Genomic DNA, 14,513 nt, shown 5'->3' on the forward strand with positions numbered 1-14,513 from the left:
CGCAAGGGTGCCGTTGCGGGAATGCGACGGCCCGGCGGATCGCGGGCGCGCGCTACTCGGCCGCCTGCGCCATCTCGTCCCGGCGCGTCACGAGCCGCGAGCCGTCGAGCACCTTCACCTCCCGCTGCGGGAACGGGATGGAGATGCCGTGCTCGTGGAACGCGTCCCAGAGCGCGAGGTAGACGTTGCCGCGGATGTTGGTGAGGCCCTGCGTCGGGTCCGCGATCCAGAAGCGCAGGATGTAGTCCACGCTGGAATCGCCGAAGCCCACGATGTGGCAGACGGGCGGGCGGATATCGATGACGCGGCCCACCGAGCCCGCCGCCTCGACGGCGATGCGCCGCACGAGGTGGGGGTCGTCGCCGTAGGCCGTGCCGAAGAAGATGTCCAAGCGGACGTAGTCGTTCGAGTGCGACCAGTTCACCACCTGCCCGGTGATGAGGTCCTCGTTCGGGATCAGGTACTCCTTGCCGTCCCGCGTCGTCAGCGAGACGTAGCGCGAGGTCAGCGCCGTGACCCAGCCGAACGTCTCGCCCAGCGAGATCACGTCGCCCGGCTTGATCGACTTGTCGAGCAGGATGATCACGCCCGAGACGAGGTTCGAGATCACCTTCTGCAGGCCGAAGCCCAAGCCCACGCCGATCGCGCCCGACAGCACCGCGAGGCCCGTCAGGTCCACGCCCACCGCCTTCAGCCCGATGAAGAACGCCCCCGCGTAGAGGACGATCTGGATCATCTTGACCGTCAGCACCTGCATCGACGGGCTGAGGTTCTCGGACTTGGTGATCCGCGCGCTCGTCGTCGTCGTCAGGAACCGGGCGGCGGCGAAGAGGACGCCGACGATCACCAGCGCCTTGAGCACCGTCAGCGCCGAGAGGCGCAGGTCGCCCACCTCCAGCGCGAGGCCCTCCAGCGTGCGCTCGGTCGAGTCCCACAGCCCGAGGTAGAACAGCGTCACCCACGCCCACAGGCCCCAGCGCACCACCTTCTGGAGGATCGGGTTGCGGACCAGCTTGGTGGCGAAGGAGACCGCGACCCACGCCGTGCCGATCGTCGCCGCCAGCCCGACGAAGTAGGAGCGCGAGGGCCACGTCACCTCCTGCATCGTGAGGTAGACCGCCCACGCCATCACCGCGAAGGCGATCAGCGGCAGGCGGTTGCGGATCGTCACCAGCCAGCGCAGCTGCCACTTGGGGCGGTGCGTGAGGCCGCGCATCCATTCGGTCATGCGCCCGGCGACGACGCGCCCCACGAGCCACGCCAAGGCGATCAGGCCCAGCACGATCAGCACCTGCCACAGCTTCCAGCCGGGCCGCGCGAGGTCGCCGACGAACGCCTCCAGCCGCGCCCAGAGCGCCCACAGCTCGACCATCAGGTCGGGCGGCGGCGGGGCGGGGGGCGCTTCGGGCGCACCCATCCCGGGCGGGTCGGGCATGGTCGGGTCCATCGCGCGAGTATGCGCCCCCGGAGGCAGGCCGGCAACGGCGCGCGGCGCCTCACCCGTCCGGCGGCAGGAGGCGGCGCTCCGGCACCGAGTAGAGGGCGGTCTCCCCGCCCCGCCACATCCGGACGACGCCCGGGCGTCCGGGGACGTCGCCGAGGTCGTAGTAGTCCGGCCCGACCAGCAGCGTGCCGTCGGGGTGCAGCAGCCCGCGGTCGTTCGGCGAGGTGCGCCCCGGCCCGGCCCGGCGCTCCACGACGATCGCGCCCGCGGCGGGCAGCCACCCGGCGGACAGCCACCCCTCCCCGGACACGAACGTCCCGTCCGGGCGCAGCACGAAGAGGCCCGGCCTGTCGTCGCGCAGCACGGAGAAGAGCGCGTCGCCCAGCGGCTCGACGCTCCGGAAGGCCCGCAGGCGCGCGAGCACCGCGTCGGGCAGGCTGGACGTGTCGGGCAGGGCCGCCCCCCGCAGGTGCCGCGCGTGCAGGGCGAGGGCCAGCGGATCGCGGGACGTCGTCGCGCAGAGCAGGTCGAGGCGGCCCGCCCGCCGCAGGTCGAGCATCAGGTGCCCCTCCGCCGTCCGCCCGAAGGCGCGGCGGGGGCCGGACGCGACCCACGCCACGGGGCCCGCCTCCGGCCCGCCGGGCCCTCGGGCGGACCACCGCGCGGGCAGGGGGTCGTCCGCCGCCCGGACGAGGACGCAGGCCCCGTCGACCGGCGCGAGGAGGTCCGCCCCCTCGGTCCCCACGCCGATCCACGCGCCGTCCCGCCCCATCAGCCGCGCGGGCGCGGCGGCCGCGCGCATCGCGGCCGCGACGGCCCGGAGGTCCGGCCCGACCGCCGCCCCCGGCCCGGCCGGGCCGGAAAGGGCCGCCGACAGGTCGGCGTCCGGGGCGAGGCCCGGCTCGTCGGCGCGCGGCGCCCGGTCCAGCGAGGCGGCGAGCGCCGCCGCGGCCCGCGCGGTCGCGGCGTCGTCCGCCCCCGCCCGCACGCGCGCGCCCGCCGCCGCCCCGGGCCGCACGAGCAGCGGCCCGTGGGCGGCGGCGACGTGCACCAGCCGCAGCCGTCCATCCGCATCCACGCCCCGCTGCACGGTCCCGAGCGGCACCGTCACCGGCCCGTGCCCCGCGAGGAACAGCGTCTTGAGCGGCCCCTCGAATCGCGCCTCCGCCACGGAACCGGTCCCCCCGCGCCACGGCAGCCCGCCCAAGACCGCGAGCGCCAGCGCGGCGAGGATGACGACGATCGTGGCGCGCATGCTCCCCCTTCCGCCGACCGCGCGGCCGTTTCTTGTGGCGGGTCGTGCCAGCCGCTAGGACATGACGCGATGCGACGGGTCCACAACCTCTGCGACCACGATTTCCTGCCTTGGCGGTTCTTCGGGCGCGCCTACGGGGTGGTCGCCCGCGCCTGAGGGCGCCCTTCCCGCCTTCACCGACAAAACGACCGCGTTCTCCAAGGAGTCCGACCGATGGCCGGCACGACGCTCTACGACAAGATCTGGGATGCCCACGTGGCCCACGAGGCCGAGGACGGCACCTGCCTGCTCTACATCGACCGCCACCTCGTCCACGAGGTGACCTCCCCGCAGGCCTTCGAGGGCCTGCGCATGGCGGGCCGCACGGTCCGCGCCCCCGACAAGACCATCGCGGTGCCCGACCACAACGTGCCCACCACGGCGGGGCGCGAGGATCCGGCGAACATGACCGAGGACAGCGCGATCCAGGTCGCGGCCCTCGACAAGAACGCCCGCGAGTTCGGCATCCACTACTACCCCGTCACCGACGTCCGCCAAGGCATCGTCCACATCGTCGGCCCCGAGCAGGGCTGGACCCTGCCCGGCATGACGGTCGTCTGCGGCGACAGCCACACGGCCACCCACGGCGCCTTCGGCGCGCTGGCCCACGGCATCGGCACCTCCGAGGTGGAGCACGTGCTCGCCACCCAGACGCTGATCCAGAAGAAGTCCAAGAACATGAAGGTGGAGGTGACGGGCCAGCTCCAGCCCGGCGTCACCGCCAAGGACGTCACGCTGGCCATCATCGGCGCCACCGGCACGGCGGGCGGCACCGGCTACGTCATCGAGTATTGCGGCGAGGCCATCGAGTCGCTCTCGATGGAGGGCCGCATGACCGTCTGCAACATGGCCATCGAGGGCGGCGCGCGGGCGGGGATCATCGCCCCCGACCAGACGACCTTCGACTACGTGAAGGGCCGCCCCCACGCGCCGAAGGGCGAGCAGTGGGACGCCGCCGTCGCGTGGTGGTCCACGCTCAAGTCCGACGACGACGCCCACTGGGACAAGGTCGTCACCCTCAAGGGCGAGGAGATCGAGCCCGTCGTCACGTGGGGCACCTCGCCCGAGGACGTGCTGCCGATCTCGGCCACTGTCCCCGCGCCGTCGGACTTCCAAGGCGGCAAGGTCGACGCGGCCAAGCGCTCGCTCGACTACATGGGCCTGACGCCGGGCACCCCGCTCAAGGAGATCGCCATCGACACGGTGTTCATCGGCTCGTGCACCAACGGGCGGATCGAGGACCTGCGCGCCGCCGCCGCCGTGCTCAAGGGCAAGAGGATCAAGGACGGGATGCGCGCGATGGTCGTGCCCGGCTCGGGCCTCGTGCGCGCGCAGGCCGAGGAGGAGGGCCTCGCGGATGTGTTCAAGGAGGCGGGCTTCGAATGGCGCCTCGCGGGCTGCTCCATGTGCCTCGCGATGAACCCCGACCAGCTCCAGCCGGGCGAGCGCTGCGCCTCCACGTCCAACCGCAACTTCGAGGGACGGCAGGGGCGCGGCGGGCGCACCCACCTCGTCAGCCCCGCGATGGCGGCGGCGGCGGCCGTGACCGGCCACCTGACGGACGTGCGCGAGCTGATCTGATCGGTCCGGGCGCGCGCCTGCGGGCGCGCCCCGCCTACCCCTCCGCCCGCAGGCGGACGACGTCGTCGATGACCAGCATGTCGCCGATGGCCCCGCAGTCGGGCAGCGGGATCTCCATCGCGTCGCGCCGCATCGCGCCGTCCGCGCCCGGGGACAGCAGCAGTCCCGCGAGCACCTCGCCGCAATTGCCGGCCGTGATCGGCACCTCCAGCCCCAGCGCCGCCGCGCCCCGCGCGGGCAGCGTGTAGACCTGCGCCATGCGCGCCTCGGGCAGCGCCGGGTCGCCCAGCGCGACCATGTAGCCGCCCGTCCCCGACAGCGCGTGCGCCACCGTGCGCGGCATGTGCAGGCCGACATGCCCGTCCGACCCGGGACCGGCGCCGCCCTCATAGGCGTGCAGCTCGGGCGCAAGGTCCCGCTCCCACGCGAGGACCACGCGGCGGTAGGCGTGGTGATCGGACAGCGCGGCAGCGACCTCCACCGGCGGGTGGCCGATCACCGTGGCGGTCACGCGGGACTCGGGCGCCAGCGCGGGCCAGTCGACGGCGGCGCGCCCGTCCCCGTCGAGGCGCAGCGCGACCTCCACCCCGTCCTGCGCGAGGGTCAGGCGCGCGCCGGGATCGCACGGCGCCGACACGGAGATCGACAGGGTCGCGGCCCCGAGGATGCCGTGCTCCACCTCCGGCGCGCAGCCGTCCGCGGCCGTGGGCACGATGCCCCGCAGCACGAGGCGCGCGCCGCCCGCCTCCTCGCGCGGGGCGCGCAGCTCCGCCGCCTCGGAGGCCGCGATGGCGGGGTCGATCGCCGCGGCGGGCATCGGGACGATGCCGCCGGACCGGGCGGGCGCGGAGGTGGGCCGCGTCTCCGCGGGCTCGACGCCCGCCTCGCGCAGAACGCCGGCGGCCCGCCCGTCGGTGACGACGGACTCGGCGAAGCCGTCCACGGGCGGGGGCGCGTCGGACGCCTCGACGGTCCGGTCCACGGCGGGGATCGCCCACGCCGCGTCGGAGGGGGCCACGGTCGGCGCGGTGTCGGAGTAGGCGGACAAGGCCAAGGCGCCCCCGGCCACGGCCAGCAGCCCGAGGCTGATGCGGGTCACGCGCCGCCGGGTCGCGGCGCGGCGCAGTTCCAGGGTCTTGTGCATCGGTCCCATTCCCTCGTCACGGAACGGGCACTCGCCTCGAAATATGGCCATTCTTTGAAGCGGCGTGATCGATTCGAGCGGTTTACCCTCGGGAAACCGAACGATCGGGGGACGGACCGCCCATCCGCCCCCCGGTCGGGGACGGCCTCAGTAGGAGCCGTGGCAGTGCTTGAACTTCTTGCCGGACCCGCAGGGGCACGGCTCGTTGCGCCCCGGATCGCCCCATGTCGAGGGATCGTCCTCGACGAAGCCCTCCGCCCCCTGCCCCGCCGCGGCGGGCTCGGTGACGGGCTGCGGCTGGGCCTTGGCCTGCGCCGCCTGCGCCGCGCGCTGCTGCGCGACGAGCCGCTCCAGCATCTCCTTGCGCTCCTCCTCCGTCAGGGGGCGGATCTGCGCGAGCTGCTTGGTCACGTCCGCCCGCAGGCCGTCGAGCATCCCCTCGAACAGCTGGAAGGACTCTGTCTTGTACTCGTTGAGCGGGTCGCGCTGCGCGTAGCCCCGGAAGCCCACGACCGAGCGCAGGTGCTCCAGCGTCAGCAGGTGCTCGCGCCACTTCTTGTCGATCGTCTGGAGCAGGATCTGCTTCTCGATCGAGCGCATCTGGTCCGCCCCGAACGCCTCCTCCTTCTCGGCCATGACCGCGTCGGACGCCTCGTAGAGCCGGGCCTTCACGGTGTCCTGATCGACGCCGTCCTCGTCGGCCCACGCGATCACCGGCGCGTCCACGCCCAGCGCCTCGATGGCCTGCGCGTAGAGCCCCTCGGCGTCCCACTGGTCCGAGTAGGTCCGCGGCGGCATGTGCGCGTCCACGAGGTCGTCTACCACCTGATGGCGCATGTCCTGCGCGATTTCGGCGATGTCGTCCGCCTCCATGATCTCGAGCCGCTGCTCGAACACCGTCTTGCGCTGGTCGTTCATCACGTCGTCGAACTTCAGCAGCTGCTTGCGGATGTCGAAGTTGCGCCCCTCGACCTTGGCCTGCGCCTTCTCCAGCGACTTGTTCACCCACGGGTGGATGATCGCCTCGCCCTCCTTCATGCCCAGCGTCTTGAGCACCTTCTCCAGACGCTCGGACCCGAAGATCCGCATCAGGTCGTCCTCCAGCGACAGGAAGAAGGACGACTTGCCCGGATCGCCCTGGCGCCCCGAGCGCCCGCGCAGCTGGTTGTCGATGCGGCGGCTCTCGTGGCGCTCGGTGGCCAGCACGAACAGCCCGCCCGCCTCCTTGACCGCGCGCTCGGCGTCCGCGTGCTCCGCCTCGATGCGCGCCCGGATCGCGTCGGGGTCGCCGTCGGGGTCGGCGGCGATGGCCTCCATCACCTTGAACTCGACGTTGCCGCCCAGCTTGATGTCGGTGCCCCGCCCCGCCATGTTCGTCGCGATCGTCACCGCGCCCAGCTTGCCCGCGTCGGCGACGATCTGCGCCTCCTGCTCGTGCTGGCGCGCGTTGAGCACGTTGTGCGGGATGCCCGCCTCCGTCAGCAGGCCCGACAGCATCTCGGACTTCTCGATCGACGTCGTGCCCACCAAGGTCGGCTGCCCCCGCTCGTGGGCCTCCTTGATCTCCGCGACGATGGCCTCGTACTTCTCGCGGGCGGTGCGGTAGACCGCGTCGTCGTTGTCCTCGCGCGCGACGGGCCGGTTGGTCGGCACCTCCACGACGCCGAGGCCGTAGATCGACGCGAACTCCTCGGCCTCCGTGGCCGCCGTCCCGGTCATCCCGCCCAGCTTCTCGTAGAGGCGGAAGTAGTTCTGGAACGTCACGCTCGCGTGGGTGACGTTCTCGGGCTGGATCTCCACGCCCTCCTTGGCCTCGATCGCCTGGTGCAAGCCGTCCGACAGGCGCCGCCCCGACATCATCCGCCCCGTGAACTCGTCGATCAGCACCACCTCGCCGTCGCGCACGATGTAGTGCTGGTCCTTCAGGAACAGCTTGTGCGCCCGCAGCCCCTGGTTGACGTGGTGCACGATGGTGGTCGACTCGGGGTCGTAGAGCGACTGGTCCTCCGGCAGGATGCCCGCCGCCACCAAGCGCTCCTCCAGCCACTCGTTGCCCGCGTCCGTGAAGGTCGCCTGGCGGGTCTTCTCGTCCAAGGTGAAGTGCTCGTCCTGCACCTCGGGGATGATGCGGTCCACGGTCACGTAGAGGTCCGAGCGGTCCTCGGCGGGGCCGGAGATGATGAGCGGCGTGCGCGCCTCGTCGATCAGGATCGAGTCCACCTCGTCCACGATGGCGAAGTGGTGCCCCCGCTGCGCCATGTCGCGGCGGCTCGAGCGCATGTTGTCGCGCAGGTAGTCGAAGCCCAGCTCGTTGTTGGTGGCGTAGGTGACGTCCGCCGCGTAGCCCGCGCGCTTCTCGTCGTCGGGCTGGTGGGGCACCACCACGCCGCAGGTCATGCCGAGCTGGGCGAACACCTTGCCCATCCACTCCGCGTCGCGCCGCACGAGGTAGTCGTTCACGGTCACCACGTGCACGCCCTTGCCGGTCAGCGCGTTGAGGTAGGCCGGGAACGTCGCCACGAGGGTCTTGCCCTCGCCGGTCTTCATCTCCGCGATGTTGCCTTGGTGCAGGAAGATGCCACCCAGCAGCTGCACGTCGAAGGCCCGCAGGCCCAGCGCCCGGCGCGCGCCCTCGCGGCAGTTGGCGAACGCCTCCGGCAGCAGGTCGTCGAGGCTCTCGCCCGCGCCCAAGCGGCGGCGGAACTCCTCCGTCTTGGCGATCAGCCCCTCGTCGGAGAGGGCCTGATACTCCGCCTCCAGCGCGTTGATCCGCTCGACGGTCTTGCGCTCCGCCTTCACCTTGCGGTCGTTCGGCGTCCCGAAGACCTTCTTCGCGACGGCACCCAGTCCCAGCATCTGTCTCTCCGGCGGCGGCCCTTGCCGGGTCGCGGGGTGCCCCATATCAGGGGCACGGACATCCGGGCGGGCGCATGAAATCCTTGCGTCCGGCCCGACCTATGACCGGCCCCCGAGGGTGTCAACGAACCCCCCGGAGGGCCGCCTCCACATGGCGCCGATGCGTGCCGGAAAGGACTCCATGACCCGCCTCCTGACGACCGCCGCCCTCCTCCTCGCGAGCGCCGCCCCGTCCATGGCCCAGGACGTCGACGCCGACACCGTCCTCGCCACGGTGAACGGCACCGACATCACGCTGGGCCACGTCATCGCGATGCGCAGCCGCCTGCCCGAGCAGTTCCAGCAGATCCCCGACGAGCAGCTCTACGACGGGGTCGTCCAGCAGCTGATCCAGCAGCAGGCGCTCGCGGACGCGCAGCTCGCCGAGGGGCGCCGGATCGACGCGCTCGGCATCGAGAACGAGCGCCGCGCCTACCTCGCCGGGCAGGCCATCGACGCCGCCGCCGGGGGCGAGCTGGACGACGCCGCGGTGCAGGCCGCCTACGAGGCGCGGATCGAGGGGTTCGAGCCCGCGACCGAGTACAACGCCTCCCACATCCTCGTGGAGACCGAGGAGGAGGCCGCCGAGCTGGTCGCGCTGCTGGAGGACGGGGCCGACTTCGCGGAGCTGGCGCAGGAGCGCTCGACCGGTCCGTCCGGCCCGAACGGCGGCGACCTCGGCTGGTTCCAGGCGGGCATGATGGTCCCGCCCTTCCAGGAGGCGGTCGAGGCGCTGGAGGTCGGGGGCGTCAGCGCGCCGGTCCAGACGCAGTTCGGCTGGCACGTCGTCAAGCTGGACGACACGCGCGAGACGACGCCGCCCCCCCTGGAGCAGCTCTACCCCGAGATCGCGCAGGAGGTGCAGCAGGCCCTCGTCGCCGACGCCATCGCCGCCGCGACCGAGGCCGCCGAGGTCGAGACCTTCGAGGTCGAGGTCGACCCCGCCGTCATCCGCCGGACGGACCTCCTCGAATGAGCGAGATCGACGACCTGCGCGCCCGCGTCGCCGAGCTGGAGGCGCGGCTCGCCGCGCCCAAGGGGCCGCTCGTGTCGCCCTTGGCCGTCGACCTGCCGGACCTGCCCGCCGTCGCGGGCGTCCGCTTCGCCACCGCGCGGGCGGGCGTGAAGTACGCGGGCCGCACCGACGTGATGCTCTGCGTCTGCGACCCCGGAACGGTGGTCGCGGGCACCCTCACCCGCTCGGCCACCGCGTCCGGCGCGGTCGAGGACTGCCGCGCCAAGCTGGGGCATGGCGGCCCGGACGGCTGGGCGATCGTCGTCAACTCCGGCAACGCCAACGCCTTCACGGGCCGCAACGGCGCCCGCTCCGTGCAGGCGGTGGTGCAGGCCGCGTCCAAGGCCACCGGCGTGCCCGGCGGCCACGTCCTGACCTCCTCGACCGGCGTGATCGGCGAGCCGATGGCCCACGAGCGCATCGTCGCGGTGCTCGACGACTGCGCCGCAGCCCTCTCGCCCGGCGGCATGGCGGACGCCGCCCGCGCGATCATGACGACCGACACCTACCCCAAGGGCGCGGTCCGCACCGTCGACATGGACGGCGCGACCGTCACCGTCGCGGGCATCGCCAAGGGCTCGGGCATGATCGCCCCCGACATGGCGACGATGCTGGCCTACGTGTTCACGGACGCCGCCGTCACGCGCGAGGCGCTGCAGGCGATGGTCTCCGCCTCCGTGGACGCGACCTTCAACGCCGTCTCCGTCGACACCGACACCTCCACCTCCGACACGCTGATCGTCGCGGCGACAGGCAAGGCCGGGAACGCGCCGGTGGAGGCGCCCGACGGCCCGCTGGCCGAGGCGCTCCACGCCGTGCTCCACGACCTCGCGCTGCAGATCGTCCGCGACGGCGAGGGCGCGACCAAGCTGATCGAGGCCCGCGTGACCGGCGCCCACGACGCGGCGGACGCGCGGCGGGTGGCCAAGGCCATCGTCGACAGCCCCCTCGTCAAGACCGCCGTCGCCGGCGAGGACGCCAACTGGGGCCGCGTCGTGATGGCCGTGGGCAAGTCCGGCGCCCGCGCCGACCGCGACCGCCTCTCGATCCGCTTCGGCGACCTGGAGGTGGCGCGCGACGGCGTCCGGGCGGAGGGCTACGACGAGGCGGCCGCCACCGCGCATGTCCGGGGCGAGCACGTCGTGATCGCCGTCGACCTCGGCCTCGGCGACGGCGCGGCCACCGCCTACGGCTGCGACCTCACCTACCGCTACGTCGAGATCAACGCCGACTACCGGTCGTGAAATGGGCGTACGTTCCGTGAAGACCGCCCCTCCCAGAGCGTACGTTCCGTGAAGGTCGTGCTCGTCTCCGCCGTCGCGCTGGTCGATCGGGACGGGCGCGTGCTGCTGGCGCAGCGTCCCCCCGGGAAGTCCATGGCCGGCCTGTGGGAGTTTCCCGGCGGCAAGGTCGAGCCCGGCGAGACCCCCGAGGCCGCCCTGATCCGCGAACTGGAGGAGGAGCTGGGCATCGGCACGTGGGAGAGCTGCCTCGCCCCCCTCACCTTCGCCTCCCACGCCTATGACGGCTTCCACCTCCTCATGCCCCTCTTCGCCTGCCGCAAGTGGGACGGGATCCCGCAGGCCCGCGAGGGCCAGACGCTCGAATGGGCCGACCCCAAGCGCCTGCGCGACTACCCCATGCCGCCCGCCGACATCCCGCTGATCCCGATCCTGCGCGACTGGCTCTGACCCGCGATCCTCCCGCCGCCCCTTCCCAAACCGCCTCTTTTCTGCCTCAATCCCCGTATCGTCGCCGCAAAGGGAGGCAGCGCCATGCTCAGGACCATCACCATCGGGACCCGGATCCTGATCCAAGGGGTGTTCGTCCGCGCCCTCGACGCGGGGCTCATGCAGGTGCGCGTCGGCGACCGCGTCTTCACGGGCCGCCCCGTCTGACCGCACGCCCGTGACGGTCCTGATCGCCGGGGCCGGCATCGGGGGCCTCGCCCTCGGCCTGACGCTGCACGAGATCGGCGTCCCCTTCCGCATCCACGAGCGCGTCCGCGCGCTGCGCCCGCTCGGCGTGGGCATCAACGTGCAGCCCGACGCGGTCCGCGAACTCTGGGCGATGGGCCTGCGGGACGCGCTGGAGGCGGCGAGCGTCCGCACCCGCGACTACGGCTTCCACACCCGCACCGGCCGCGAGATCTGGACCGAGCCGCGCGGCACGTGGGCGGGCTACGCCCACCCGCAATACTCCATCCACCGCGGGCGGCTGCAGATGATCCTGCACGACGCCCTGATCGACCGCGCGGGCCGGGACGTCCTCGCCACCGGCGCGCCCGCCACCGGCTTCGACCCCGACGGCACGCTCCACCTCGGCGACCGCACCGCGACGGGCGACCTCGTGATCGGCGCCGACGGCCTCCACTCCGCGATCCGCGCGCGGATGGCCCCCGGCGAGGGCGCGCCCGTCTGGTCCGGGCGCGTCCTGTGGCGCGGCACCACGCAGGCCCCGCCCTTCCGCACCGGGGCCTCCATGGTCATGGCGGGCAACGACGACATCCGCATCGTCGCCTACCCCATCACGCCCCCCGGCGCGGGCGGCGCCGCCACGATCAACTGGATCGCCGAGCGCACCCTCGGCCCGATGGGCGGCACCCGCGAGGCCGACTGGACCCGCGCCGTGGACCCCGAGGACGTCGCCCCGCACTTCGAGGACTGGCGGTTCGACTGGCTCGACGTGCCCGCGCTGATCCGGGGCGCGGCGGAGGTGCTGGAGTACCCGATGGTCGACCGGGCGCCGCTCGCCCGCTGGACCCGCGGTCGCGCCACCCTGCTCGGCGACGCCGCCCACCCGACCTACCCGGTGGGCTCCAACGGCTCGGCGCAGGCGATCCTCGACGCGCGCGTCCTCGGCCGCTGCATCCGCGACCACGGTCCCACCCCCGAGGCGCTGGAGGCCTACGAGGCCATCCGCCGCCCTCGCACGACGGCGATCCAGCGGGCCAACCGGGGGCGGGGTCCGGACGCGATCATGCAGATGGTGGAGGACCGGACAGGCGGCGACTTCGACCGGATGGACGAGCTGGTGCCCCTGCGGGAGCGCGCGGTCCACGCGGAGCGCTACAAGGCGCTGGCCGGCACATCCATCGCCGCGCTCAACGCCGAGCCGCCGATCCTCGGCTGACCCCCCTTTCTTGGCCGAAATATCCCGGGGGTCCGGGGGCGGCGCCCCCGGCGGGTCCGGTCCGCGCGGACCGGACTACTCCGCCGCCTGCGCCACCGCCCGGCGGGGGGCGACCCACCCCGCGAGGTTCTCCGCCGCGATCGCGGCCAGCGCGTCCATGTGCGCGTCGTCGTCGTTGAGGCAGGGGATGTAGGTGAAGCGCTCGCCGCCCGCCTCCTCGAACGCCTCGTGGATCTCCTCGTTGATCTCCTCGAGCGTCTCGATGCAGTCGGCGGAGAAGGCGGGCGCGATGACGGCGATGCTCTTCTTGCCGTCCTCCTCGGCCAGCCGCGCGACCTCCTCGACGGTATAGGGCTTCAGCCACTCCTCGGGGCCGAACTTCGACTGGAAGGTCGTGACGATCTCCGTGGCGTCCCAGCCCAGCCGCTCGCGCAGCAGGCGCGTCGTCTTCTGGCACTGGCAGTGGTAGGGGTCGCCCTCCAGCAGGTAGCGCTTCGGCACCCCGTGGTAGGAGCAGACCAGCACGTCCGGGCGGTGGTCGAGCGCGGCGTAGGCCCGCTCGACGGACCGGGCCAGCGCCTCGATGTAGCGCGCGTCCTCGTAGTAGGCGGGCACGGTACGGCAGGTCGGCTGCCACTTCATCTTCATCAGGGCGCGGAAGAACTGGTCGCAGGCCGTGGCCGAGGTCGCGCCCGCGTAGTGCGGGTAGAGCGGGAAGAACACGATGCGGTCGCAGCCGGCGGCCTTCATCTGCTCGACCTTCGACGCGGTCGACGGGTTGCCGTAGCGCATGCAGTAGTCGACCACGACGTCGTCGCCGAACATGGCCTGCATCCGCTCGGCCATCTTGGCGGTCTGGGCCTTGGTGATCGTGGCCAAGGGGCTCTCGCCCTTCTCCTCGTTCCAGATCGAGCGGTAGGCCGCGCCCGACGAGAAGGGGCGCTTGGACAGGATGATCCCCTGCAGGAGCGGCTGCCAGAGCCATGGCGAGTAGTCGATCACCCGGCGGTCCGACAGGAACTCGCCCAAGTAGCGGCGCATCGACCAGTAGTCGGTGTCGTCCGGCGTCCCGAGGTTGGCGAGCAGCAGGCCCACCCGGCCCATCCGCACCTTGGGGTGGTCCGCCTCGGCATGGGCGGGCACGGTGCCGCCGGCCATTCCGGTCATCGTCTTCATCGGTCCCCTCCCAGCTCGGGCACCCCGAGCGCGTCGGCCAGCCGCGCCTGCGCCGACCCCGGGCGCAGCGGCCGCTGCTGGCTTTCATGCGGCACCCAGCCCGTGAGGAACACGAGTTGGTATGTCGCGGCGATGCCGTCCCCCTCGGGGAAGGCCTCCTCGTAAATACGCCCCGCGCGCTTGAACAGATGACGCGGGGGCGTGCGGCGGTGGCGCGCGGCCAGCGCGTTGGTCTCGCCCATCGCGCGCAGGTCCCGCGCGAGGTGGGCGAGGTCGCGGTAGCGCACGGTGCGCGTGGTCGCGTCCGCCACCGGGAGCGCGAGCCCCGCGCGCTGCAGCAGCGCGCCGAGGTCGCGGATCTCGCCCATCGGGGCCACGCGGGGGCTGAGGCCGCCCATCGTCTCGGCCTCGGCCTGCCCCAGCGCGGCGCGCAGCTCGTGCAGCGTCTCGCCGCCGAAGGTCGCCACCAGCAGCAGCCCGTCGGGCCGCAGGGCGCGGCGGCACTGAATCAGCTGGCCCACCGGGTCGTCCGCCCAGTGCAGGCCCATCGCGTGGATCACGAGGTCGTGGGCGCCCGGCTCCAGCGCGAGCGTCTCGTCGTCGGGCACCACAGTGGCGCCCGGCACCACGTCCGCCCAACGCGCGGGGTGCGGCGTGACGACCGCGGGGGCCGTAAACGTCCTGTTAACGTCTCTCAGCCTCTCCTCGATCTCGTCGCGCGCTTCGTCGTGCAGGAAGAACGCGCCGTCGTCGCCGATGCGGGCGGCGCGGGCGCGGTGCGCCTGCAGGGCGCGTCGGTCGGAGAGGGTGTTGGCCATCGGGGGACGATCTA

The 14,513-nt window shown here is 72.9% G+C and carries 12 protein-coding genes; 6 read left to right on the plus strand and 6 right to left on the minus strand.

All coding sequences use genetic code 11. From position 1 onward, the window contains the following. Nucleotides 1–52 precede the first annotated feature (52 nt). On the minus strand, nt 53–1,372 hold the full coding sequence (locus tag JQC91_RS02570; protein ID WP_238941302.1) for a mechanosensitive ion channel domain-containing protein: 1,320 nt from the start codon (nt 1,370–1,372) through the stop codon (nt 53–55). A gap of 124 nt (nt 1,373–1,496) precedes the next feature. Next, entirely contained in the window at nt 1,497–2,699 is a 1,203-nt protein-coding gene (locus JQC91_RS02575) for a hypothetical protein (protein WP_203285202.1), read from the minus strand. A 213-nt stretch (nt 2,700–2,912) separates the two neighbouring features. On the opposite strand from JQC91_RS02575, the gene leuC reads away from it, so the two are divergent. Next, nucleotides 2,913–4,319, plus strand: a complete 1,407-nt coding sequence (gene leuC / locus JQC91_RS02580) for a 3-isopropylmalate dehydratase large subunit (protein ID WP_203285203.1) — start codon at nt 2,913–2,915, stop codon at nt 4,317–4,319. Nucleotides 4,320–4,353: 34 nt separating this feature from the next. Here leuC and JQC91_RS02585 read toward each other — a convergent pair whose 3' ends face one another. Further along, nucleotides 4,354–5,463 carry a hypothetical protein gene (locus JQC91_RS02585; RefSeq protein WP_203285204.1) on the minus strand — a complete coding sequence of 370 codons (1,110 nt, stop codon included), beginning with the start codon at nt 5,461–5,463 and terminating at the stop codon, nt 4,354–4,356. A gap of 147 nt (nt 5,464–5,610) precedes the next feature. Next, a complete protein-coding gene (gene secA / locus JQC91_RS02590) occupies nt 5,611–8,319 on the minus strand; it encodes a preprotein translocase subunit SecA (RefSeq protein WP_203285205.1) in 2,709 nt (902 codons plus the stop codon). Between the two features lie 181 nt (nt 8,320–8,500). Here secA and JQC91_RS02595 point away from each other — a divergent pair, with 181 nt between their 5' ends. The 5 genes from JQC91_RS02595 to JQC91_RS02610 all read left to right on the plus strand — a co-directional run bounded on the left by JQC91_RS02595 (nt 8,501) and on the right by JQC91_RS02610 (nt 12,505). Continuing rightward, a complete protein-coding gene (locus JQC91_RS02595) occupies nt 8,501–9,334 on the plus strand; it encodes a peptidylprolyl isomerase (RefSeq protein ID WP_203285206.1) in 834 nt (277 codons plus the stop codon). Beyond that, on the plus strand, nt 9,331–10,617 hold the full coding sequence (argJ, locus tag JQC91_RS02600) for a bifunctional glutamate N-acetyltransferase/amino-acid acetyltransferase ArgJ (RefSeq protein WP_203285207.1): 1,287 nt from the start codon (nt 9,331–9,333) through the stop codon (nt 10,615–10,617). Before JQC91_RS02595 ends, argJ begins: the two co-directional genes overlap by 4 nt. A gap of 48 nt (nt 10,618–10,665) precedes the next feature. Next, entirely contained in the window at nt 10,666–11,064 is a 399-nt protein-coding gene (locus tag JQC91_RS02605; RefSeq protein WP_203285208.1) for a (deoxy)nucleoside triphosphate pyrophosphohydrolase, read from the plus strand. 84 nt (nt 11,065–11,148) lie between these two features. Then, nucleotides 11,149–11,271: a hypothetical protein gene (locus JQC91_RS18100; RefSeq protein WP_275296965.1), complete on the plus strand. Its 123-nt coding sequence runs from the start codon at nt 11,149–11,151 to the stop codon at nt 11,269–11,271. Between the two features lie 10 nt (nt 11,272–11,281). Further along, nucleotides 11,282–12,505 carry a flavin-dependent oxidoreductase gene (locus JQC91_RS02610; protein WP_203285209.1) on the plus strand — a complete coding sequence of 408 codons (1,224 nt, stop codon included), beginning with the start codon at nt 11,282–11,284 and terminating at the stop codon, nt 12,503–12,505. A 75-nt stretch (nt 12,506–12,580) separates the two neighbouring features. Here the strand turns inward: JQC91_RS02610 and hemH are convergent, their stop codons facing one another. Further along, entirely contained in the window at nt 12,581–13,681 is a 1,101-nt protein-coding gene (gene hemH / locus JQC91_RS02615) for a ferrochelatase (protein WP_238941246.1), read from the minus strand. Next, complete coding sequence (locus JQC91_RS02620; protein WP_203285210.1) at nt 13,678–14,499, minus strand: methyltransferase domain-containing protein; 822 nt, start codon at nt 14,497–14,499, stop codon at nt 13,678–13,680. The genes hemH and JQC91_RS02620 overlap by 4 nt, the downstream gene beginning before the upstream one ends. Between the last annotated feature and the right edge of the window lie 14 nt (nt 14,500–14,513).

This window comes from Jannaschia sp. Os4, from assembly GCF_016820245.1.
In the GTDB taxonomy this organism is placed as follows: Bacteria; Pseudomonadota; Alphaproteobacteria; order Rhodobacterales; family Rhodobacteraceae; genus Jannaschia.